The following is a 20,896-nucleotide window of genomic DNA, read 5'->3' as shown; positions in this document are numbered from 1 at the left end:
TTATCCACAGACCATCGCGATCCTAATAAGAGATCATAACAGAACAGATCTCTCTATATAAAAGATCTTCTTTTTAATACCCAGGATCCGAAGGCTTTCTCACTGGACTAAAGTTGAGTAGAATCCACGGCCCTGGCTTCAATCCAATTTCTAACCGCTCAGGCGAGGCATACCACCATGTTTTATCTGGATCCTTTCGACGTCATCATCATTGGCGGGGGTCATGCAGGCACTGAGGCCGCCATGGCCGCAGCGCGTATGGGTCAGCAGACCCTGCTCTTGACACACAATATCGACACGCTGGGGCAGATGAGCTGCAACCCGGCGATCGGCGGTATTGGGAAGGGACACCTGGTGAAAGAAGTGGATGCGCTGGGCGGGCTGATGGCAAAGGCTATCGATCGTGCAGGTATTCAGTTTAGGATACTAAACGCAAGCAAAGGTCCGGCGGTACGGGCGACACGAGCGCAGGCAGATCGTGTGCTTTACCGCCAGGCCGTGCGCACTGCGCTGGAAAACCAGCCAAATCTGATGATCTTCCAGCAAGCGGTTGAAGATCTGATCGTCGAAAACGATCGTGTGGTGGGTGCTGTTACTCAGATGGGGCTGAAATTCCGTGCCAAAGCGGTAGTGCTGACCGTCGGGACTTTCCTGGATGGCAAAATTCATATTGGACTGGATAACTACAGCGGTGGCCGCGCAGGTGACCCGCCGTCCATTCCTCTGGCACGCCGTCTGCGCGAGTTGCCGCTGCGCGTAAGCCGCCTGAAAACCGGTACGCCGCCACGTATTGACGCACGCACTATCGATTTCAGCGTGCTGGCACAGCAGCATGGCGACAACCCGATGCCAGTGTTCTCGTTTATGGGAAACGCAGCGCAGCACCCGCAGCAAATCCCCTGTTACATCACGCATACCAACGAAAAAACGCACGACGTTATCCGCCAGAACCTTGACCGCAGCCCGATGTATGCTGGCGTTATCGAAGGGATCGGCCCACGTTACTGCCCGTCTATCGAAGACAAAGTGATGCGCTTTGCCGATCGTAATCAACATCAGATTTTCCTTGAACCGGAAGGTCTGACATCCAACGAAATTTACCCGAACGGGATCTCCACCAGCCTGCCGTTCGATGTTCAGATGCAAATCGTCCGCTCCATGCAGGGGATGGAAAATGCGAAGATCGTTCGCCCTGGCTACGCTATCGAATACGACTTCTTCGATCCGCGCGATCTGAAACCGACGCTGGAGAGCAAATTTATTCAGGGCTTGTTCTTCGCCGGTCAGATCAACGGCACGACGGGTTACGAAGAAGCCGCCGCTCAGGGACTGCTGGCCGGCCTTAATGCCGCGCGCTTCTCTGCGGAAAAAGAAGGCTGGGCGCCGCGCCGTGACCAGGCTTACCTGGGCGTGCTGGTGGACGATCTCTGTACGCTCGGCACCAAAGAACCGTATCGCATGTTTACGTCCCGGGCAGAGTACCGCCTGATGCTGCGCGAAGATAATGCCGATCTGCGTCTGACCGAAGCAGGTCGGGAAATGGGCCTGGTGGATGACGAACGCTGGGCGCGCTTCAATGAAAAAGTTGAACGCATTGAGCGCGAGCGCCAGCGTCTGAAATCTCAGTGGGTGTCACCCTCCTCGGAACATGCACCGGCGGTAAATAGCCTGCTGACGGCACCCCTGTCGCGTGAAGCCAGCGGGGAAGATTTACTGCGTCGCCCGGAAATGACCTACGAGCAACTGGTTCAACTGGCGCCATTTGCGCCGGGTCTGGAAGATGAGCAAGCGGCTGAGCAGGTTGAGATCCAGGTGAAATACGAAGGTTATATCGCGCGTCAGCAAGATGAGATCGAAAAACAGCAGCGCAATGAAAACACGCTGCTGCCCGCGGATCTTGATTATCGCCAGGTGAATGGCCTGTCCAACGAGGTGATCGCTAAACTCAACGATCATAAACCGTCGTCAATTGGTCAGGCCTCGCGTATCTCAGGAATCACGCCAGCGGCCATCTCTATTTTGCTGGTGTGGCTGAAAAAACAAGGTATGCTGCGCCGCAGCGCATAATCGTAGTCAGATGCCCGGGATGACCGGGCATCTAAAATCCCACAGGTAACAAGCGTGCTTAACAAACTTTCTCGTCTGCTGGATGAAGCTGGCATTTCGTTGTCCACAAGCCAGCAACAACAGCTGGTGGCTTACGTAGAACTGCTGCACAAGTGGAACAAAGCGTACAACCTGACGTCGGTTCGTGACCCGAATGAGATGCTGATTCGCCATATTCTCGACAGCATCGTGGTTGCGCCTCACCTGCAGGGCTCCCGTTTTATTGATGTTGGCACCGGGCCTGGGCTTCCGGGTATTCCGTTGTCTATCGTGCGTCCCGAATCGCACTTTACGCTGCTCGACAGTCTGGGCAAACGCGTGCGTTTTTTGCGCCAGGTTCAGCACGAACTGAAGCTTGAGAATATTGAGCCGGTGCAGAGCCGTGTGGAGGATTTCCCCGCCGAGCCGCCTTTTGATGGTGTGATAAGCCGCGCTTTCGCGTCATTGAACGATATGGTGAGCTGGTGTCAGCATCTGCCGGGTGAACAAGGGCGTTTTTATGCGCTGAAGGGGCTGGTGCCGGAAGATGAGATAGCATTACTGCCTGCCGGTTTAGCGGTCGAAAGCATCGTCAGGTTGTCGGTTCCGCATCTGGATGGCGAGCGTCATTTGGTTATTGTTAAGCCAAATAAAGTTTAATAATTATCAAAAAATGTAGATTTTGTGCTGTCATCAGGATGTTAAAAAAACACGTAAAATGCAGGGATACGTTCAGTTACATTTTACGGGAGGTTTACCTGGATTTTTCCTGGTTTTAACGCTTCCGTGATTAGCTCACTGATTAATAATCAAGTGTGTAAATATAAGTCCGCTAAAAATCGGCCATGATAATTAAAATTAGTTGTTAAAAAATTATTATAAATGTCAATGAAACGTTTTTATTGTATTTGTTAGTGTTTTAAAAAGAGTTGTGAAAAATCACCATAAAATTCAGAAAGATGAAATGCGCCAAAATGCTGGCGATATTTATTGGATAGATTCACAAATGTTTGTTTTGTGACCGAGTGCACGCTTTGAATACAGGCTTTTCGAGTTATTTGTACTTTTGCATGAAAGTTCACAGATTGTGGAAAAGTTCAAAAATAGCCATCGGGAAAAATATTTAAACATTTATTCACCTTTTTGCTACTTATTGTTTGAAATCACCGGGCCGCACCGTATAATTTGACCGCTTTTTGAAGCTTGACTCCGGGCGTTAAAGAACGTTTTATACGACACGCGGCATACCTCATTGGGAGCAGGAGTGATGAAACGTTATGTCAATGTCGCTCTTTAGTCCTTATGTGGCGCGCAAGCTTCTGCTGATTCAGTTAGTGGCAGTAATGGCAAGTGGAGTGCTTTTTTGCCTCAAAGACCCCTTCTGGGGCCTGTCCGCTGTCAGCGGTGGTATGGCAGTTTTGCTGCCGAATGCATTATTTATGATTTTTGCCTGGCGTCATCAGGCGCACACACCTGCTAAAGGCCGGGTAGCCTGGTCCTTCGCGCTTGGCGAAGCGCTCAAGGTGTTGGCGACGTTTTTATTACTGGTGGTGGCGCTGGCGGTTTTGAAGGTGGCTTTTTTGCCGCTGATAGTCACGTGGGTTTCGGTGCTGGTTGTACAGATACTGGCACCTGCTGTAATTAACAACAAAGGGTAAGAGGCATCATGTCTGCAGGAGAAATCTCAACACCGCAGGAGTACATAGGTCACCATCTGAATAACCTTCAGATAGACCTGCGTACATTCTCGCTGGTGGATCCGCAAAACCCCCCGGCCACTTTCTGGACGCTCAATATTGACTCCATGTTTTTCTCGGTGGTTCTGGGTCTGTTGTTCCTGGTGATGTTCCGTAGCGTAGCGAAAAAAGCCACCAGCGGTGTCCCGGGAAAATTTCAGACGGCGATTGAGCTGGTGATTGGTTTTGTCCATGGTAGCGTCAAAGACATGTACCACGGCAAAAGCAAGCTTATCGCACCGTTGGCCCTGACGATTTTTGTCTGGGTATTCCTGATGAACCTGATGGACTTGCTGCCTATCGACCTGCTGCCGTATATCGGCGAGCACGTGTTCGGTTTGCCTGCGCTGCGCGTGGTGCCGTCTGCGGACGTGAATATCACCCTGTCTATGGCACTGGGCGTGTTTGTTCTCATTCTGTTCTACAGCATCAAAATGAAGGGTATTGGCGGTTTCGCTAAAGAGCTGACTCTCCAGCCGTTCAACCATCCGGTATTTATTCCGGTAAACCTGATCCTCGAAGGCGTGAGCCTGCTGTCCAAACCGGTTTCACTCGGTCTGCGACTGTTCGGCAACATGTATGCGGGTGAGTTGATTTTCATTCTGATCGCGGGTCTGTTGCCGTGGTGGTCACAGTGGGTTCTGAATGTGCCATGGGCCATTTTCCACATCCTGATTATTACGCTGCAAGCCTTCATCTTCATGGTTCTGACGATCGTCTATCTGTCGATGGCGTCTGAAGAGCATTGATTTTTAACAACACTACTACGTTTTAACTGAAACAAACTGGAGACTGTCATGGAAAACCTGAATATGGATCTGCTGTACATGGCTGCCGCTGTGATGATGGGTCTGGCGGCAATCGGTGCTGCGATCGGTATCGGCATCCTCGGGGGCAAATTCCTGGAAGGCGCAGCGCGTCAACCAGATCTGATTCCTCTGCTGCGTACTCAGTTCTTTATCGTTATGGGTCTGGTGGATGCTATCCCAATGATCGCTGTAGGTCTGGGTCTGTACGTGATGTTTGCTGTCGCGTAGTAAGGGTTGCTTTCAAGCAATTGTTTAGAACGTTAACCAGATAAGAGGCATTGTGCTGTGAATCTAAACGCAACAATCCTCGGCCAGGCCATCGCGTTTGTCCTGTTCGTTCTGTTCTGTATGAAGTATGTATGGCCGCCGTTAATGGCTGCCATCGAAAAACGTCAGAAAGAAATTGCTGACGGTCTCGCTTCCGCAGAACGGGCTAAAAAGGACCTGGACCTTGCACAGGCCAATGCGACCGACCAGCTGAAAAAAGCGAAAGCTGAAGCTCAGGTAATCATTGAGCAGGCGAACAAACGCCGTGCCCAGATCCTGGACGAAGCGAAAGCAGAAGCCGAACAGGAACGTACCAAAATCGTGGCACAGGCGCAGGCGGAAATTGACGCCGAGCGTAAACGTGCTCGCGAAGAGCTGCGTAAACAAGTGGCTCTGCTGGCTGTAGCTGGCGCCGAGAGGATCATCGAACGTTCCGTGGATGAAGCTGCTAACAGCGACATCGTGGATAAACTGGTCGCTGAACTGTAAGGAGGGAGGGGCTGATGTCTGAATTTGTAACGGTAGCTCGCCCCTACGCCAAAGCAGCTTTTGACTTTGCCGTCGAACACCAGAGCGTAGACCGCTGGCAGGATATGCTGGCGTTTGCCGCTGAGGTGACGAAAAACGAACAAATGGCAGAGCTTCTCTCCGGTGCGCTGGCACCGGAAACGCTCGCTGAGTCGTTTATCGCAGTATGTGGTGAGCAGCTGGACGCCAATGGTCAGAACCTGATTCGGGTGATGGCTGAAAATGGGCGTTTGCAGGTGCTCCCTGAGGTTCTTGAGCAGTTTGTTCAATTGCGTGCAGCCAGCGAGGCTACCGCAGAAGTTGAGGTAACTTCCGCGTCCGCACTGAGTGAAGAACAGCTTACGAAAATCAGCGCAGCGATGGAAAAACGTCTGTCACGCAAAGTGAAGCTGAATTGCAAAATCGATAAGTCTGTAATGGCAGGCGTTATCATCCGTTCGGGTGATATGGTCATTGATGGTAGCGTACGCGGCCGTCTTGAGCGCCTTGCAGACGTCTTGCAGTCTTAAGGGGACTGGAGCATGCAACTGAATTCCACCGAAATCAGCGAACTGATCAAGCAGCGCATTGCTCAGTTCAATGTTGTGAGTGAAGCTCACAACGAAGGTACTATTGTTTCTGTAAGCGACGGTGTTATCCGCATTCACGGCCTGGCCGATGTAATGCAGGGCGAGATGATTTCTCTGCCGGGTAACCGTTACGCTATCGCACTGAACCTGGAGCGCGACTCCGTTGGTGCGGTTGTAATGGGTCCGTATGCTGACCTTGCCGAAGGCATGAAAGTTAAGTGTACTGGCCGTATTCTTGAAGTACCGGTAGGCCGTGGCCTGCTGGGTCGCGTGGTGAACACCCTGGGTGCGCCAATCGACGGTAAAGGTCCGGTTGATAACGACGGCTTCTCCGCTATCGAAGCTATCGCACCGGGCGTAATCGATCGTCAGTCGGTTGATCAGCCTGTGCAGACAGGTTACAAATCCGTTGACGCCATGATCCCAATCGGTCGTGGGCAGCGTGAGCTGATCATCGGTGACCGTCAGACCGGTAAAACCGCGCTGGCTATTGATGCCATCATCAACCAGCGTGATTCCGGCATCAAATGTATCTATGTTGCTATCGGCCAGAAAGCGTCCACCATCTCTAACGTGGTGCGTAAACTGGAAGAGCACGGCGCGCTGGCTAACACCATCGTTGTTGTTGCAACCGCGTCTGAATCCGCTGCACTGCAATACCTGGCGCCGTATGCCGGTTGCGCAATGGGCGAATATTTCCGCGATCGCGGCGAAGATGCGCTGATCATTTATGATGACCTGTCTAAACAGGCTGTTGCATATCGCCAGATCTCCCTGCTGCTTCGCCGTCCGCCTGGACGTGAAGCTTACCCGGGCGACGTATTCTATCTCCACTCCCGTCTGCTGGAGCGTGCTGCGCGCGTTAACGTGGAATACGTTGAAAACTTCACCAAAGGTGAAGTGAAAGGTCAAACCGGTTCTCTGACCGCGCTGCCGATTATCGAAACGCAGGCAGGTGACGTTTCCGCGTTCGTTCCGACTAACGTAATTTCGATTACCGATGGTCAGATCTTCCTGGAATCCAACCTGTTTAACGCCGGTATTCGTCCTGCGGTAAACCCGGGTATTTCCGTATCCCGTGTAGGTGGTGCAGCGCAGACCAAGATCATGAAGAAACTGTCCGGTGGTATTCGTACCGCGCTGGCGCAGTATCGTGAACTGGCGGCGTTCTCTCAGTTTGCTTCCGACCTTGACGATGCAACCCGTAAACAGCTCGACCACGGTCAGAAAGTGACCGAGCTTCTGAAACAGAAACAGTATGCGCCGATGTCCGTTGCGCAGCAGGCTCTGGTTCTGTTCGCGGCTGAACGTGGTTACCTGGCGGATGTTGAACTGGCGAAAATCGGTAGCTTTGAAGCCGCTCTGCTGGCTTACGTTGACCGTGACCACGCTCCGCTGATGCAAGAGATCAACCAGACCGGTGGCTATAACGACGAGATCGAAGGCAAGCTGAAAGGCATCCTCGACTCCTTTAAAGCAACCCAGTCCTGGTAACGTCTGGCGGCTTGCCTTAGGGCAGGCCGCAAGGCATTGAGGAGAAGCTCATGGCCGGCGCAAAAGAGATACGTAGTAAGATCGCAAGCGTCCAGAACACGCAAAAGATCACTAAAGCGATGGAGATGGTCGCCGCTTCCAAAATGCGTAAATCGCAGGACAGAATGGCGGCCAGCCGTCCTTATGCAGATACCATGCGCAAAGTGATTGGTCACCTTGCTCACGGGAATCTGGAATATAAGCACCCGTACCTGGAAGAACGCGACGTTAAGCGCGTGGGCTACCTGGTGGTGTCGACCGACCGTGGTCTGTGCGGTGGCTTGAACATTAACCTGTTCAAGAAACTGCTGGCGGATATGAAAGAATGGTCTGATAAAGGCGTTCAGAGCGAACTCGCAATGATCGGCTCAAAAGGCGTCGCGTTCTTCAATTCTGTTGGCGGCAATGTTGTCGCACAGGTGACAGGCATGGGGGATAACCCTTCCCTGTCCGAACTGATCGGCCCGGTTAAAGTGATGTTGCAGGCCTATGACGAAGGTCGTCTGGACAAGCTTTATATTGTCAGCAACAAATTTATCAACACCATGTCTCAGGCTCCGACCATCACTCAGCTGCTGCCGCTGCCGGCTGCAGAAGATGAAGAGTTGAAGCATAAGGCTTGGGATTATCTGTACGAACCCGATCCGAAAGCGCTGCTGGATACCCTGCTGCGCCGTTACGTCGAGTCGCAGGTTTATCAGGGTGTTGTGGAAAACCTGGCCAGCGAGCAGGCCGCACGTATGGTGGCGATGAAAGCCGCGACCGATAATGGTGGCAGCCTGATTAAAGAGCTGCAGTTGGTATACAACAAGGCTCGTCAGGCCAGCATTACTCAGGAACTCACCGAGATCGTCGGTGGTGCATCCGCGGTATAACCAGGTTAATTCGTAGAGGATTCAAGATGGCTACTGGAAAAATTGTCCAGGTAATCGGCGCCGTAGTTGACGTCGAATTCCCTCAGGATGCCGTACCGCGCGTGTACGATGCTCTTGAGGTGCAAAATGGTAACGATCGTCTGGTGCTGGAAGTGCAGCAGCAGCTCGGCGGCGGTATTGTTCGTACTATCGCAATGGGTTCTTCCGACGGCCTGCGTCGCGGTCTGGAAGTGAAAAACCTTGAGCACCCGATTGAAGTCCCGGTGGGTAAAGCCACTCTGGGCCGCATCATGAACGTACTGGGCGAGCCGGTCGACATGAAAGGCGAGATCGGTGAAGAAGAGCGTTGGGCTATTCACCGCCCTGCTCCGACTTACGAAGAGTTGTCTAACTCACAGGAACTGCTGGAAACCGGCATCAAGGTTATCGACCTGATGTGTCCGTTCGCGAAGGGCGGTAAAGTTGGTCTGTTCGGTGGTGCGGGTGTAGGTAAAACCGTAAACATGATGGAGCTGATTCGTAACATTGCAATCGAGCACTCCGGTTACTCTGTGTTTGCGGGCGTGGGTGAACGTACTCGTGAGGGTAACGACTTCTACCACGAGATGACCGACTCTAACGTTATCGACAAAGTATCCCTGGTGTATGGCCAGATGAACGAGCCGCCGGGAAACCGTCTGCGCGTTGCGCTGACCGGTCTGACCATGGCAGAGAAGTTCCGTGACGAAGGTCGTGACGTTCTGCTGTTCGTTGACAACATCTACCGTTATACCCTCGCCGGTACTGAAGTATCCGCACTGCTGGGCCGTATGCCTTCAGCGGTAGGTTACCAGCCGACGCTGGCAGAAGAGATGGGCGTGCTGCAGGAGCGTATTACCTCCACCAAAACCGGCTCCATCACCTCTGTTCAGGCGGTATACGTACCTGCGGATGACTTGACTGACCCGTCACCAGCCACCACCTTTGCGCACCTTGACGCAACCGTGGTACTGAGCCGTCAGATTGCTTCTCTGGGTATCTACCCGGCCGTTGACCCGCTGGACTCCACCAGCCGTCAGCTGGACCCGCTGGTTGTTGGTCAGGAACACTATGATGTTGCTCGTGGCGTGCAGTCTATTCTGCAGCGTTACCAGGAACTGAAAGACATCATCGCCATCCTTGGTATGGATGAACTGTCTGAAGAAGACAAACTGGTGGTAGCTCGCGCTCGTAAGATCCAGCGCTTCCTGTCCCAACCGTTCTTCGTTGCGGAAGTATTCACCGGTTCACCAGGTAAATACGTTTCCCTGAAAGACACCATCCGTGGCTTTAAAGGCATCATGGAAGGCGAATACGATCACCTGCCGGAGCAGGCGTTCTATATGGTCGGTTCTATCGACGAAGTCGTGGAAAAAGCCAAAAAACTTTAACGCCTTAATCGGAGGGTGATATGGCAATGACTTACCACCTGGATGTCGTCAGCGCGGAGTTACAGATGTTCTCCGGGCGGGTCGAGAAAATCCAGGTAACGGGCATCGAGGGTGAACTGGGTATCTACCCAGGCCACGCGCCGCTGCTCACCGCCATTAAGCCTGGTATGATCCGCATCGTGAAACAGCACGGTCATGAAGAGTTTATCTATCTGTCCGGCGGCATTCTTGAAGTGCAGCCTGGCAACGTGACCGTTCTGGCTGATACCGCTATTCGTGGTCAGGATCTCGACGAAGCGCGAGCCCTGGAATCGAAGCGTAAAGCTGAAGAGCACATTAAATCTTCTCACGGTGACGTGGATTACGCTCAGGCGTCTGCGGAGCTGGCGAAAGCTATTGCGAAACTGCGTGTTATCGAGTTGACCAAAAAAGCGATGTAACCCGGCTTGCAACTGAAAAAGCCAGTCTGTTATCAGGCTGGCTTTTTTTATGGCTGCGTTTCAGGAAAAATAAAACTGAAACGTTAGTTTATTTATTTTGTGACACACATCACAAAAATGTTGATCGGTTAAAAAATGAGGCGTAGACTTGTTTTTGTGAAGTTCATCACAAAATTAATTCTGACAATAACGGACACCATCATGAAACTGATCAACAAAATCATCGCACTCTTTAGCAACATGAACGTTTCCTTCGGTACGTTCAATCACTAATACGCGACGCGACGTGGCGCTGCGCTTACTATGAGATGGTAAGCGAGCGCCATCCTGCTACATTTTCAGCTCTGCCAGCACAGCCTTGCTGTCCATGATTCTCCCTGCTTTATTCATGCTTTTGCCATCGACGATAAAATAATTTGTCGCGTCTATATTCCCCACCACCGCATCGTCATATTTTCCCGGATTACTACGTAACGACACATTGCCGCGAAATACACCCTGTGTAGACGCATCGCCATAAGGGCTGGCGCGGAAAATAAAGTTAAAGCGTTGATTATCAGCAGCAATATTGTTTTCAACGACTAACTTGCCGGGGTTAAAATTATCGGTAAAACCATCCAGATGGTTGCCCGTGGCTTTGCTGTTGCGAATTTCATGCGCGACCGGCTGCCCCTCTCCACCCAGCTTGAAGCCGTTGCTGGTATTGTTGCGGGCAATAGAATCCTCGATCACCACAACGCCATTGGCTCCGTCTTCGATTTTGTTAAACAGGTCAAAGCCGTCATCAATGTTGTCGTGGGAGTAGCATCTTTCCAGACGATTGCCCTCGCCCACGCGCATCTTCACCGCAAATCCGTCGGCGTTAATTTTGCCCGGATCTTCATTTCCCCAGGATTCCGAGTCGATAACTCTGTTATGACTTGCCCATAGCGCACGGCCAATTTTCTCCGGCGAAGAGATTTGAATACCGGTATCGTCGTTGCGCCAGGCGACAACTTTTTCAATCAGGTTATGGCTACCCTGCACGCGCAGGCTTTTCTCCGTCACGTCGATCCCTTTGATGTGCCAGAAATTGGCATCCACCAGCAAACCGCGAATCACCACTTTCCCTTCTGCTTGCAGTGTTTTTAGCTTCCCTGGCAGGCCGCTGGCCGTCAGAGGGATCTCTGCGCGTGCGTAATCGCCTGCTTTCAAAAGCAACGTACCGCCAGGCGCGAGCAGATTAATGGCTGAAGATAAATCTAACGGCGAGGCCGCCGTTCCTTTGCCGTCAGGCGTACCATCCGCCGCAACGTACAGCTGATTAGCCGTTGGCCCGGCGATTTTCTCCACGTTAATGGTCTGGCTTACCGGCTCGCCGCTGGCAGGGGTAAACGTCAGCACATAAGATGCCGTCGCTTCCTTAATAGTGGTGGGAAGGGTATACATCTCACCCGCTTTTATCGATTTTTCATTACCGATCACCACTTCGTTTTGCCGCACGTTAAACTGGCCGTCAATGTTGGCGCGTGCCTGTAACGTATAGTTTTCGCTGGTGGTTTTGGCGGGAGAAGCCACCTGGACGATGGTCGGCAGCGGTTTAGCTTGCCAGGGTTCAGACACGACAGTTTGCGCCGTGCTGGTGGTGAGTGACGCCTCACTGACGGTAATTTTTGCATTACGCGCAGCAAAGAAGCCCACGTAATAATGTTCTTTATTTTGCACGGCGATGAGATCCGCGCGCGGGATCGTTTTACTCACCCACTGGTCACTGCCCTGCGGGGCCCATGAGCTGATAAAACCGTCATTAGTGCGCTCAAGCTTCAGGCGGAATGTCGGCGTCTGGCGCAAATCTATCTCTTCGCGATAGCTCTGTTTGGTAATTTGCGCCCCTGAATTTCCCCACGGCTGGCTAATCCCTTCGCGGGAAATTGCCTGCATTTTGACGCGGAAATGATCTTTTTTATCCTGCGTCATGATGGCGTTCATCACCATGTTCGATGCCGCAGGAAACTCTTCATAGCCTTCTTTCAACGGTTGCTGGCGCGGGATACCAATAATATCGCGCACCAGTAACCCGGCGCCCTCCTGCGCGGCGGGCTTTGCACCATTCTCCGGGCCGAATTGATCCACGCGAATGGTTGCCTGCAAGACAAAATTTTCCTGTATGGGAAGCGTGGTATAAAAGAAGGTCAGCCCATCGTGCGAATTGCCTATTTTGCCGCCACGGCTCTCAATGGTGAAAGGTTTTGCGAGGTCGGCTTTTTCATCGACCGCGAGTTTCTTGCCGTCGAGAGTGACATCATTGACGCCAATCTTTTCCGGCAGCACATTTGATGAAAAGTTAAGGTCAGTCGATTGCCCGAAAGCGATAGCGTGCCAGGCCGGGGTCGGTGCAGCCAGTGAATATGCTGAAATAAGTGAACTGCAAATGCTAAGTGCCAGAGGTATCTTATAATTCATTTTTTATTCTCCTGATTAATGATTGCTGGCTATTATCATCAACTTGAAACGCTGTTTCTTTTTTGTGCGTCACACTCTTCGATGATTAAAACAGCGTTTTGTTTTTGTTTAACCTTTATTCAATCAGGAAAATAAGGGCTAACCCCTTGTATGATTGAGCAACAAAGAGAAATGTCGCTATTTTTTCACGATCAACCGTTCGGCTCTGGCGTTAAAATAGCTGTCAAAGGGCTTGTATTTCGTCGCGCTGGTCGTTTTATCAGCAGCCCATTTCATGCTACAAAATATGTAGAATTTTCAAAGTGAAACAGGTTAACTTCTCACTCCAGTGACAGTCAGGACGCGTATGTTGAACACAAATTTAAGCGTAGTGATCCTTGCCGCAGGCAAAGGTACACGCATGTATTCCGACCTTCCAAAAGTGCTGCATACCCTTGCAGGCAAAGCGATGGTTCAGCATGTCATTGATGCTGCCAATACTCTTGGCGCAAACCACGTTCATCTCGTTTATGGTCACGGCGGCGATTTACTCAAAGAGCGCCTGACGGGCGATAAACTCAACTGGGTGCTGCAAGCTGAACAGCTCGGCACCGGTCACGCCATGCAACAAGCGGCTCCCGGGTTTGCCGACGACGAAGATATTCTGATGCTGTATGGCGACGTGCCGCTGATCTCGGTTGAGACGCTGCAACGCCTGCTGGCGGCGAAACCGCAGGGCGGTATAGGGTTATTGACGGTGAAACTCGATGACCCGACAGGGTATGGCCGTATCACGCGCGATAACGGTGTCGTCACCGGTATTGTTGAGCAAAAAGATGCCAGCGAAGCCCAGCTACAAATTCAGGAAATCAATACCGGTATTCTGGTCGCCAACGGCGCAGATTTGAAACGTTGGTTGAGTAAGCTCACCAATAATAATGCGCAGGGTGAATATTACATTACCGACATTATCGGTCTGGCTTATCAGGAAGGGCGCGACATCGTTGCCGTGCATCCACAGCGCCTGAGCGAGGTGGAAGGGGTGAACAACCGCCTGCAACTCTCTCGCCTTGAGCGGGCCTATCAGGCTGAGCAGGCCGAAAAGCTGTTGCTGGCAGGCGTTATGCTGCGCGATCCGGCGCGTTTTGACTTGCGCGGTACGCTTGCTCATGGGCGGGATGTGGAAATCGATGCTAATGTCATCATTGAAGGTGATGTCAGGCTCGGTAATCGTGTCGTGATCGGTGCGGGCTGCGTTATTAAAAACAGCGAGATTGGCGACGATTGCGTTATCAGCCCTTATAGCGTGGTCGAAGATGCGCGTCTTGAAACCGGCTGCACCATCGGGCCGTTTGCACGCTTACGTCCTGGCGCTGAGTTGCTGGCGGGCGCGCATGTCGGCAACTTTGTTGAGATGAAGAAAGCACGCCTGGGGAAAGGCTCGAAAGCCGGGCATCTGACCTACCTGGGTGATGCGGAAATCGGTGATAACGTTAATGTTGGCGCAGGTGTTATCACCTGTAATTATGATGGTGCCAACAAACATAAAACCATTATTGGTGATGATGTGTTTGTCGGTTCCGACAGCCAGCTGGTCGCGCCGGTGACTATCGGCAAAGGCGCTACCATTGCCGCAGGCACAACGCTGACGCGTGATGTTGGCGAAAACGAACTGGCTATCAGCCGCGTGCGTCAGACTCAAAAACAGGGCTGGCGTCGCCCGGTAAAGAAATAGAATTTTTTCGGGTTGAGGGGAAACCATAATTCCCCCGCCCAACAGGCAGTACCTATAAAAAATAACCCCACTCTCTACAAGGCTCGGGGAATACAGGTTGACCGACAACAGCTGGCGAAAAGCCAAAATCGGAATCTAAATCTATGTGTGGAATTGTTGGCGCAGTCGCGCAGCGTGATATTGCAGAAATCCTTCTCGAAGGTTTACGTCGTCTGGAATACCGTGGATATGACTCTGCCGGTCTGGCAGTGGTTGACAACGAAGGGCACATGACCCGCCTGCGTCGTCTCGGTAAAGTACAAATGCTCGCCCAGGCAGCAGAGGAGCACCCTTTGCACGGCGGAACCGGTATCGCGCATACCCGTTGGGCAACGCACGGTGAACCTTCCGAAGGTAACGCGCACCCCCACGTTTCTCAACATATTGTGGTGGTGCATAACGGCATCATCGAAAACCACGAACCGTTGCGGGAACTCCTTAAATCACACGGTTATGAATTCGTGTCTGAAACAGATACGGAGGTCATCGCGCATCTGGTGCACTGGGAGCTGGAGCAAGGCGGAACGTTACGTGAAGCCGTACTCCGCGCTATTCCCCAACTGCGCGGGGCTTATGGCACCGTGATTATGGATACCCGCGATCCTGGCACTCTGCTCGCTGCCCGCTCCGGTAGCCCGCTGGTTATCGGTTTGGGTATGGGCGAGAACTTTATCGCGTCTGACCAACTGGCATTGTTGCCGGTTACGCGTCGTTTTATCTTCCTCGAAGAGGGGGATATCGCCGAAGTGACGCGCCGCAGCGTCGCGGTCTTTACTAAATCTGGTCAGCCTGTACAGCGCCAGGAGATCGAGTCCAATCTGCAATATGATGCGGGCGATAAAGGCATCTATCGCCACTATATGCAAAAAGAGATCTATGAGCAGCCGAACGCCATTAAAAATACCCTGACCGGGCGCATCAGCCACGGTGAGGTGGATTTAAGCGAGTTGGGGCCGAACGCTAACGATCTGCTGGCAAAAGTTGAGCATATTCAGATTGTTGCTTGCGGAACGTCTTATAACTCCGGGATGGTGTCGCGTTACTGGTTTGAAGCGCTGGCCGGTGTGCCGTGCGATGTGGAAATTGCCTCCGAGTTCCGTTATCGCAAATCCGCCGTGCGGCGCAACAGCCTGATGATTACGCTGTCGCAATCCGGTGAAACTGCGGATACGCTGGCGGCGCTGCGTTTGTCGAAAGAGCTGGGCTACCTGGGTTCGCTGGCGATTTGTAACGTGCCGGGCTCCTCGTTGGTGCGTGAGTCCGATCTGGCGATGATGACCAAAGCCGGTACCGAAATTGGCGTGGCCTCGACCAAAGCATTTACCACTCAGTTAACCGTGTTGCTGATGCTGGTGGCGAAACTGAGCCGCCTGAAAGGGCTGAGCGAATCTATCGAGCACGATATTGTGCACGGTTTGCAGGCGCTGCCTAGCCGCATCGAGCAGATGCTGTCGCAAGATAAGCGCATTGAAGCGCTGGCGGAGGATTTCTCTGACAAGCATCACGCGCTGTTCCTGGGCCGTGGCGATCAGTATCCGATTGCGCTGGAAGGCGCGCTGAAGCTGAAAGAAATCTCCTATATCCACGCAGAAGCATACGCAGCGGGCGAGCTGAAGCATGGCCCTCTTGCGCTGATCGATGCGGATATGCCGGTGATTGTTGTCGCGCCTAACAATGAACTGCTGGAAAAACTGAAATCCAATATCGAAGAAGTGCGCGCCCGTGGCGGTGTTCTGTACGTCTTTGCCGATCAGGATGCTGGTTTTAGCAGCAGCGACAATATGCACATTATTGATATGCCGCATGTTGAAGAGGTGATTGCGCCTATCTTCTACACCGTGCCGCTGCAGCTGCTGGCGTACCACGTGGCGCTGATTAAAGGCACTGATGTTGACCAGCCGCGCAACCTGGCGAAGTCGGTGACGGTGGAATAATCCGTAACCATAAAGAGGATGCCAGGCGGCATCCTCTTTTCTTAATTATTTGATTTTGCTGCTGAGATCGCTCACCGAACGCTTCAGTTCATCAAGGTTGCGCTGCAAATCATCCACTTTACGGCTCAAAGCTTCGTTGCTGCTTTTCAGACTGTTATTTTCTCTTCTCTGCTCTTCGACCGTTCGTTGCAGGTCACTTAAATTCCGGGTTTGCTCCGGAAATTTATCCACCACCTCTTTCAGGCTACGTATAGACAAATCGCCTCTGACAGCAAGTTCTTGCGCGCCGGATTTATCTGTCCCCTTATAAACCAGCAACGAATCAGAATAGTAATCCGAGCTGGAGGAAACCACGACCTCCGCATGACTCGGTACGGCGGGGAACAGCGCGAGACAGCAAATGGCCAAAACAGAAGACTTACGCATCCTTTAATCCTCAATGTTTTGCAGACATACCTGCCTTTGCAACGTAGCATGAAAACATCGCTTCGGTAAGATGTTTTTTCCGGACTATTATCTTAAATATCTTATATATAAAGAAGATACAGAGCTAAGGCGTTGCCTGGATACAGGCGGCAAAAAGTACGCTTTTTTCGGCACGGCCGGAGATAAATATATTCGGGATGATAATGAATTTATGGCAACATATTGCTGGCACTGATCTCCTGGCGCTGATTGATTACTGTCAAACCGTTGATGAACAGATCGCCGGACGAAAACTGGCCCGCCTGAAGGAAACCGCGCAGAGGTTTCGCGAAATGCCGAAGGCGTATTACATTGGCGTGGCGACCTATTTCGCCAGCGCCATCACGTTATTTTATGCTTTGCTGCTGAGCACTCTCTGTCTCGCCATCATTCAGGACGGCGGCCGGGCGTTTATCGCGGGCGTCACTGTGTTTGTATTGCTCGCTATTGCGTTGTCCGGCGTGACAAAAGCACGCGCCTTATCCCTGCGTCTGTTTCTCAGCATCTGGTCTTTGTTATGTCTTTATCATCTGCTGATGGCAGGATGGCTGCTGTTTTTGCCATTTTCATGGCTCTCGCTGGGGTTATGGACGGCAAGCGGGCTACTGTTGTGGCTGGCAAGGCAAATTATGAACGGGCCGGAATTAACGAAACTGATGCAATGGCGCGTGTCAGTAAAAATCGCGCAATTTCGCCGCCTGGCATTAACGCAGCCGAAACATAAATAACACGATATACGGCTATTTTTTATCGCTTTTTGTTGTGACTTCTTGCCAGCTTCAGCTACTTTTTTAATGTCACAAAAAGAAAATATGCCTGAAATTTTCTTTTGCTAACCAGACTCAATTGCTTGATTTAAATCATTTTTACTTGTCGCGGCAATGATTTTTCTGCGTTGTCATTAAACAGTAACAATCATTGCATATAACTGTCATCAAAGTGTCCTATTTTGCTCCGAGTAGCAACTCAAACAACAATTTACGATCCCTGGCAGGAGACATTATGAACGTTATGCGTACCACTGTCGCAACTGTTGTCGCCGCGACTTTTTCCCTGAGTGCTTTTACTGTTAACGCGGCTGCAAGTCTGACGGGTGCGGGCGCCTCTTTCCCGGCCCCGGTATATGCCAAATGGGCTGATACTTACCAGAAAGAAACGGGTAATAAAATCAACTACCAGAGCATCGGTTCTTCTGGCGGCGTAAAACAGATCATTGCTAAAACCGTTGATTTTGGTGCTTCTGATGCGCCGCTGTCTGATGAAAAACTGGCTCAGGAAGGCCTGTTCCAGTTCCCGACCGTGATTGGCGGTATCGTGCTGGCTATCAACGTTCCTGGCGTGAAAGCCGGTGAGCTGGTACTGGACGGTAAAACGCTGGGTGATATCTACCTGGGCAAAATCAAAAAATGGGATGACGCAGCAATTGCTAAACTCAACCCTGGCCTGAAACTGCCTTCACAGAACATCGCTATTGTGCGCCGTGCTGACGGTTCCGGTACTTCTTTCGTGTTCACCAGCTACCTGGCAAAAGTTAACGAAGAGTGGAAATCTAAAGTCGGTTCCGGCTCCACCGTTAACTGGCCGACTGGTCTTGGCGGTAAAGGTAATGACGGTATCGCGGCTTTCGTACAGCGTCTGCCGGGTTCAATCGGTTATGTTGAATATGCTTACGCTAAGCAGAACAACCTGACCTATACCAAGCTTATCTCTGCTGATGGTAAAGCCGTTAGCCCGACGGAAGAGAGCTTCTCTAACGCGACAAAAAATATCGACTGGAGCAAATCCTTCGCTCAGGACCTGACTAACCAGAAAGGTGATGATGTGTGGCCGATTACCTCCACCACTTTTATTCTGGTGCACAAAGAGCAGGCTAAACCGGAGCAAGGCGCTGAAATCCTGAAATTCTTTGACTGGGCTTACAAAGACGGCAGCAAACAGGCTAACGAGCTGGACTATGCAACCCTGCCGGACAGCGTGGTTGAGCAGGTTCGCGCGGCCTGGAAAACTAACGTGAAAGACAGCAGCGGTAAAGCGCTGTACTAAGAGCAGATTTTTGAAGAATATGGCGAGTGGCGCTTACACCGCTCGCCTTACAGAATCTCTGTATGCCCGGCGATGTAAGCTTCTCCGGGCAAATTCGTAAGACGTTAAACTGAAGAGTAATTTATGGCTGCAACCAAGCCTGCATTTAACCCGCCGGGTAAAAAAGGTGACATGTTATTCAGCGCGCTGGTCCGACTGGCTGCGCTGATTGTGTTATTGCTGCTTAGCGGCATCATTATTTCGCTGATTTTCTCCGCATGGCCAAGCATCCAGAAGTTTGGTTTCTCTTTCTTGTGGACCAAACAGTGGGATGCACCGAACGATATCTATGGCGCGCTGGTGCCTATTTACGGCACCGTGGTCACCTCCTTTATTGCGCTGCTGATTGCCGTTCCGGTGAGCTTCGGTATTGCTCTGTTTCTGACGGAGCTGGCGCCGAACTGGCTGAAGCGCCCGCTCGGTATTGCTATTGAGCTGCTGGCCGCCATCCCCAGTATCGTGTACGGCATGTGGGGGTTGTTTATCTTCGCTCCGCTGTTCGCCACTTACTTCCAGGAGCCGGTGGGCAACGTGCTCTCCGCCATTCCATTCATTGGCGCTTTGTTCTCCGGCCCGGCGTTTGGTATCGGTATCCTGGCGGCTGGCGTGATCCTCGCCATTATGATTATTCCCTACATTGCGGCGGTAATGCGTGATGTATTTGAACAAACACCGGTGATGATGAAGGAGTCGGCCTACGGTATTGGCTGCACCACCTGGGAAGTGATTTGGCGCATCGTGCTGCCGTTCACGAAAAACGGGGTCATTGGTGGCGTCATGCTGGGTCTTGGGCGCGCGCTGGGTGAAACCATGGCGGTGACCTTTATTATCGGTAACACCTACCAGCTCGACAGCCCATCGCTGTATATGCCTGGCAACAGTATTACCTCTGCGCTGGCGAATGAATTTGCCGAAGCGGAATCCGGCCTGCATGTTGCAGCGCTGATGGAGCTCGGCCTGATCCTGTTTGTGATTACTTTTATCGTGTTGGCATTCTCTAAAATTATGATCATGCGACTGGCGAAAAACGAGGGGGCGCGCTAATGGCGACACTCGAATTGCAGAGTACCGCGCAGCTGGCTGAATCGCGCCGTAAGATGCAGGCTAAGCGCCGCATGAAAAACCGTGTCGCACTGACACTCTCCATGGCAACCATGGCGTTTGGTCTGTTCTGGCTTATCTGGATTTTGCTCTCAACGCTCGCGCGTGGTTTTGATGGCATGTCGCTGGCCCTGTTTACCGAAATGACGCCGCCGCCGAATACAGCAGGTGGCGGTCTGGCAAACGCCCTGGCAGGCAGCGGCCTGCTGATCCTGTGGGCGACGGCTATCGGGACGCCGCTGGGTATCATGGCGGGGATTTATTTAGCGGAATATGGCCGAAAATCGCTGCTTGCTGAAGTGATCCGTTTTATCAACGACATTCTGTTGTCCGCGCCTTCCATCGTCGTCGGTCTGTTCGTTTACACCATTGTGGTTGCGCAGATGCAGCACTTCTCTGGCTGGGCGGGCGTGATCGCGCTGGCGCTGCTGCAGGTGCCTATCGTTATTCGCACCACAGAGAATATGCTCAAACTGGTGCCGGACAGCCTGCGCGAAGCGGCTTACGCCCTGGGGACACCGAAGTGGAAAATGATCTCGGCGATTACCCTGAAAGCTTCGATTTCCGGGATCATCACCGGCGTGCTGCTCGCTGTTGCGCGTATCGCCGGGGAAACCGCGCCGCTGCTGTTTACCGCGCTCTCTAACCAGTTCTGGAGCACGGACATGATGCAGCCCATCGCCAACCTGCCGGTGACTATTTTTAAATTCGCTATGAGTCCATTTGCTGAGTGGCAGCAGCTGGCCTGGGCCGGGGTGCTACTTATCACGCTCTGCGTACTGCTGCTGAATATTCTGGCGCGCGTTATTTTTGCGAAGAATAAACACGGTTAATTTTTGCGGCGCGGCCAACGCGGCGCCGAGTTGAG

At 52.1% G+C, this 20,896-nt stretch carries 20 protein-coding genes; 18 read left to right on the top strand and 2 right to left on the bottom strand.

All coding sequences use genetic code 11. The features are described from left to right. Window positions 1-177 precede the first annotated feature (177 nt). The 11 genes from mnmG (at window position 178) to ACTU3N_RS12750 (ending at window position 10,251) form a co-directional block, all read left to right on the top strand. Window positions 178-2,067, top strand: a complete 1,890-nt coding sequence (mnmG, locus tag ACTU3N_RS12800; RefSeq protein ID WP_443086510.1) for a tRNA uridine-5-carboxymethylaminomethyl(34) synthesis enzyme MnmG — start codon at window positions 178-180, stop codon at window positions 2,065-2,067. A 54-nt stretch (window positions 2,068-2,121) separates the two neighbouring features. Then, on the top strand, window positions 2,122-2,745 hold the full coding sequence (rsmG, locus tag ACTU3N_RS12795) for a 16S rRNA (guanine(527)-N(7))-methyltransferase RsmG (protein WP_443086509.1): 624 nt from the start codon (window positions 2,122-2,124) through the stop codon (window positions 2,743-2,745). A 617-nt stretch (window positions 2,746-3,362) separates the two neighbouring features. Continuing rightward, the gene (gene atpI / locus ACTU3N_RS12790; protein WP_443086508.1) at window positions 3,363-3,743 is read left to right on the top strand and encodes a F0F1 ATP synthase subunit I; all 381 of its coding nucleotides are present in this window, start codon (window positions 3,363-3,365) and stop codon (window positions 3,741-3,743) included. 8 nt (window positions 3,744-3,751) lie between these two features. Then, window positions 3,752-4,570: a F0F1 ATP synthase subunit A gene (gene atpB / locus ACTU3N_RS12785; RefSeq protein WP_443086507.1), complete on the top strand. Its 819-nt coding sequence runs from the start codon at window positions 3,752-3,754 to the stop codon at window positions 4,568-4,570. Window positions 4,571-4,618: 48 nt separating this feature from the next. Next, window positions 4,619-4,858 carry a F0F1 ATP synthase subunit C gene (atpE, locus tag ACTU3N_RS12780; protein ID WP_000429386.1) on the top strand — a complete coding sequence of 80 codons (240 nt, stop codon included), beginning with the start codon at window positions 4,619-4,621 and terminating at the stop codon, window positions 4,856-4,858. 57 nt (window positions 4,859-4,915) lie between these two features. Continuing rightward, on the top strand, window positions 4,916-5,386 hold the full coding sequence (gene atpF, locus ACTU3N_RS12775) for a F0F1 ATP synthase subunit B (RefSeq protein ID WP_443086506.1): 471 nt from the start codon (window positions 4,916-4,918) through the stop codon (window positions 5,384-5,386). Between the two features lie 14 nt (window positions 5,387-5,400). Continuing rightward, window positions 5,401-5,934 (top strand): F0F1 ATP synthase subunit delta, encoded by a 534-nt coding sequence (atpH, locus tag ACTU3N_RS12770; RefSeq protein ID WP_443086505.1) that lies wholly within the window; start codon window positions 5,401-5,403, stop codon window positions 5,932-5,934. Between the two features lie 12 nt (window positions 5,935-5,946). Then, window positions 5,947-7,488 (top strand): F0F1 ATP synthase subunit alpha, encoded by a 1,542-nt coding sequence (gene atpA / locus ACTU3N_RS12765; RefSeq protein ID WP_443086504.1) that lies wholly within the window; start codon window positions 5,947-5,949, stop codon window positions 7,486-7,488. A gap of 50 nt (window positions 7,489-7,538) precedes the next feature. Further along, complete coding sequence (gene atpG / locus ACTU3N_RS12760; RefSeq protein ID WP_443086503.1) at window positions 7,539-8,402, top strand: F0F1 ATP synthase subunit gamma; 864 nt, start codon at window positions 7,539-7,541, stop codon at window positions 8,400-8,402. Between the two features lie 26 nt (window positions 8,403-8,428). Continuing rightward, window positions 8,429-9,811 (top strand): F0F1 ATP synthase subunit beta, encoded by a 1,383-nt coding sequence (gene atpD, locus ACTU3N_RS12755; RefSeq protein WP_443086502.1) that lies wholly within the window; start codon window positions 8,429-8,431, stop codon window positions 9,809-9,811. Window positions 9,812-9,831: 20 nt separating this feature from the next. Next, window positions 9,832-10,251: a F0F1 ATP synthase subunit epsilon gene (locus ACTU3N_RS12750; RefSeq protein ID WP_443086501.1), complete on the top strand. Its 420-nt coding sequence runs from the start codon at window positions 9,832-9,834 to the stop codon at window positions 10,249-10,251. Between the two features lie 330 nt (window positions 10,252-10,581). On the opposite strand, the gene ACTU3N_RS12745 is transcribed toward ACTU3N_RS12750, so the two are convergent. Next, a complete protein-coding gene (locus tag ACTU3N_RS12745) occupies window positions 10,582-12,693 on the bottom strand; it encodes a right-handed parallel beta-helix repeat-containing protein (protein ID WP_443086500.1) in 2,112 nt (703 codons plus the stop codon). 150 nt (window positions 12,694-12,843) lie between these two features. Between ACTU3N_RS12745 and ACTU3N_RS12740 the strand changes: the two genes are divergently transcribed. The 3 genes from ACTU3N_RS12740 (at window position 12,844) to glmS (ending at window position 16,380) form a co-directional block, all read left to right on the top strand. After that, the gene (locus ACTU3N_RS12740; protein ID WP_443086499.1) at window positions 12,844-12,999 is read left to right on the top strand and encodes a hypothetical protein; all 156 of its coding nucleotides are present in this window, start codon (window positions 12,844-12,846) and stop codon (window positions 12,997-12,999) included. A gap of 40 nt (window positions 13,000-13,039) precedes the next feature. Further along, window positions 13,040-14,407 (top strand): bifunctional UDP-N-acetylglucosamine diphosphorylase/glucosamine-1-phosphate N-acetyltransferase GlmU, encoded by a 1,368-nt coding sequence (glmU, locus tag ACTU3N_RS12735; RefSeq protein WP_443086498.1) that lies wholly within the window; start codon window positions 13,040-13,042, stop codon window positions 14,405-14,407. Between the two features lie 143 nt (window positions 14,408-14,550). Then, window positions 14,551-16,380: a glutamine--fructose-6-phosphate transaminase (isomerizing) gene (glmS, locus tag ACTU3N_RS12730; protein WP_443086497.1), complete on the top strand. Its 1,830-nt coding sequence runs from the start codon at window positions 14,551-14,553 to the stop codon at window positions 16,378-16,380. A 45-nt stretch (window positions 16,381-16,425) separates the two neighbouring features. Here glmS and ACTU3N_RS12725 read toward each other — a convergent pair whose 3' ends face one another. Beyond that, window positions 16,426-16,806 carry a hypothetical protein gene (locus tag ACTU3N_RS12725; RefSeq protein WP_443086496.1) on the bottom strand — a complete coding sequence of 127 codons (381 nt, stop codon included), beginning with the start codon at window positions 16,804-16,806 and terminating at the stop codon, window positions 16,426-16,428. A gap of 203 nt (window positions 16,807-17,009) precedes the next feature. Here ACTU3N_RS12725 and ACTU3N_RS12720 point away from each other — a divergent pair, with 203 nt between their 5' ends. The 4 genes from ACTU3N_RS12720 (at window position 17,010) to pstA (ending at window position 20,861) form a co-directional block, all read left to right on the top strand. Continuing rightward, on the top strand, window positions 17,010-17,573 hold the full coding sequence (locus ACTU3N_RS12720; RefSeq protein WP_443086495.1) for a hypothetical protein: 564 nt from the start codon (window positions 17,010-17,012) through the stop codon (window positions 17,571-17,573). 274 nt (window positions 17,574-17,847) lie between these two features. Further along, window positions 17,848-18,888 carry a phosphate ABC transporter substrate-binding protein PstS gene (pstS, locus tag ACTU3N_RS12715; RefSeq protein ID WP_443086494.1) on the top strand — a complete coding sequence of 347 codons (1,041 nt, stop codon included), beginning with the start codon at window positions 17,848-17,850 and terminating at the stop codon, window positions 18,886-18,888. 123 nt (window positions 18,889-19,011) lie between these two features. Next, a complete protein-coding gene (pstC, locus tag ACTU3N_RS12710; protein WP_443086493.1) occupies window positions 19,012-19,971 on the top strand; it encodes a phosphate ABC transporter permease PstC in 960 nt (319 codons plus the stop codon). Then, on the top strand, window positions 19,971-20,861 hold the full coding sequence (pstA, locus tag ACTU3N_RS12705; protein WP_443086492.1) for a phosphate ABC transporter permease PstA: 891 nt from the start codon (window positions 19,971-19,973) through the stop codon (window positions 20,859-20,861). The genes pstC and pstA overlap by 1 nt, the downstream gene beginning before the upstream one ends. Window positions 20,862-20,896 lie beyond the last annotated feature (35 nt).

It is taken from the genome of Vagococcus sp. WN89Y (assembly GCF_052220145.1).
Lineage (GTDB): Bacteria > Pseudomonadota > Gammaproteobacteria > Enterobacterales > Enterobacteriaceae > Kosakonia.
This window is presented reverse-complemented; position numbering and strand designations above follow the sequence as displayed.